At 40.3% G+C, this 2,082-nt stretch carries 2 protein-coding genes; both read left to right on the forward strand.

Annotation, left to right across the window (positions count from 1 at the left end):
• The first annotated feature begins 809 nt into the window (after positions 1-809).
• Positions 810-1,598 carry a threonine/serine exporter family protein gene (locus HMPREF2758_RS05490; protein WP_070609549.1) on the forward strand — a complete coding sequence of 263 codons (789 nt, stop codon included), beginning with the start codon at positions 810-812 and terminating at the stop codon, positions 1,596-1,598.
• Entirely contained in the window at positions 1,589-2,041 is a 453-nt protein-coding gene (locus HMPREF2758_RS05495; protein ID WP_070609550.1) for a threonine/serine exporter family protein, read from the forward strand. The genes HMPREF2758_RS05490 and HMPREF2758_RS05495 overlap by 10 nt, the downstream gene beginning before the upstream one ends.
• Positions 2,042-2,082 lie beyond the last annotated feature (41 nt).

Raw genomic sequence — 2,082 nt, forward strand, 5'->3', positions numbered from 1 at the left:
CAGAGTCTCGCCGGCTCAAGGGGCTACTCAAACGCTAGGCGCTAAAGCGCAAGCGTTTGATGTGTGCCCCTTGCCCTAATGCCACGACAGAGGAAGGGTTCTTTTTCATAAATTTTCGGATTTGAATTAAGATTAGGCTAATTGTTTTTGTGAAAATAGACATAACTTATTAAAGATAAGCAGTTTCTATAATCCATAAGATACTTGATAAAAATGAGTATCGCTGATGATTGAATATATTTTACAACTCTCTTTCACAGAATGAAAATTATATAAATATTTCCATTTGTTATAAGTCGACCTTAATACTGTCTGTTCTGAACTTAAATTCTAGTATAATAAAAGAATAATACTTTTATTTTTTAGTTTTCTTTCTTTATTCCATATTTTTGTAATAATAACTTCGTTAATGATTTGGCTAGACCATGTATCTAGTAGCTATGAGAGCACCTTTAAACAGGCGAAAAAATAAACCAATCCCACAACCGTGGTCAAAGGACAGCTGGCACACATCAAAGCTTTGGCGCTTTAGCGCTTAGGCTTTGAGTAGCCAGCTGAGCCAAGGAGACTTCCTTAGAAGGCTCCTGGCGGTCCACCACAGTTGTGGGATTGGATTTGTTTTTTTTGAGCCATTGAAAAGGCTATAGCCCTACCTTGAGTAGCCCCTTAAGCCAGCAAGGCTCCAAAGGATTCTGTTTTGGAAAAATTTTTCAGATTTAAAGGGCGTAAACGAATAATACCTATAAACTCGCTACTAAAAGCCTAAACCTATGTTATAATTAATTGCACTAAATCTTGGAGGTGAACACATGCAATCCTCGGATAAAACCATCCTGCAATTGGCCAGCTATGCTGGAAAGCTCTTGATTGAAGCGGAAGCCGAAGGCTATCGGGTGGAACGAACGGTCAAGCAGATTCTTGAAGTTGCCAATGTCAACTATCTCGATGTCTATTCTTCTGCCTCTGGACTCTTTATTAACCTAGAAGAATCAATCAACGATCAACAATCCGATACCACGACCCTCGTCGTTCGTGTACAGAATCGATCCAATCAGATCTTTAAAATTGACCGAGTCAATGCCGTCACCTACGACTTCATTGACCAGCGAATTAATGCTGAAGAAGCCCTACGACAGCTCAAGGCGATTCCAGAAACCGAATTTACAGCTCACAACAACTTCGTATCCATCTTCATCTTAATTATGGCCTATATTGCGCTCTTTGATGGTCAGCCGGGAGATTTAGTCATTTCACTGATTCCCTCTATTTTAATTTTATTTTTCCTCTTATCGGATGATAATTTTGGCATGAACAGTTTTTTAATTAACGTCTTTATGACCGCTTCTTTATCCTTTGTTTTACCGTTGATTGCCTATTATGTCACCGATAATTTTAATCCAAATATTGTCATCTCAGCGACGCTCATGCCCCTATATCCTGGAACAGCCTTCACGAATGGAATACGGGATGCCATCCGGGGCGACTATTCAACCGCACTAACTCGTTTTATTGATGCCCTACTAACTGCTTTGAGCCTGGCTTTAGGAGTGGCCTTAGGCCTTGTCTTATCGAATGGAGTGATTACTTTATGGAACTAAATCAACTACTACTCAAGCTCTTTGCGGCATACTGTGCAACTGTAGCGGCCGCCATTAACGTTAAAGCCCCTAAGCGCTTTATCTTCTGGTCGGGCTTACCTGGGATGTTTTCTTATGGGGTCTATCTATGGGTCAAGAACTTCTCAAATGACTTTATCGCGACCTTTCTCGGTTGCTTAGTCATCTCGATATTAGGACAATATATGGCTCGGAAATTTAAAACAGTCGTTAATGTCTTCTATATTCCAGCTTTCTTCCTATATGTTCCAGGGGTTGCTATGTATGAGACAGCCTATAACTTTATGAATAATGACCTAATCGCCGCTGGTAGCTCTTTATATCAAGCGATTGTTACAGCCCTTGCCATTGCGCTAGCAGTCTTCGTAGTCGACTCAGCCATGGAAACCTTCAAATACCATCTTGAAAAACAAAAGAATCATTAATTTAACTGGGAGAGGCTGTGACACAAGTCTCAAAAATACCC

It is taken from the genome of Facklamia sp. HMSC062C11 (assembly GCF_001810675.1).
In the GTDB taxonomy this organism is placed as follows: Bacteria; Bacillota; Bacilli; order Lactobacillales; family Aerococcaceae; genus Facklamia; species Facklamia hominis.

What these genes read in the sequence shown, in the direction of transcription:
- HMPREF2758_RS05490 (WP_070609549.1), top strand. Translation starts at nt 810, where the DNA reads ATGCAATCCTCGGATAAAACCATCCTGCAATTGGCCAGCTATGCTGGA.
- HMPREF2758_RS05495 (WP_070609550.1), top strand. Translation starts at nt 1,589, where the DNA reads ATGGAACTAAATCAACTACTACTCAAGCTCTTTGCGGCATACTGTGCA.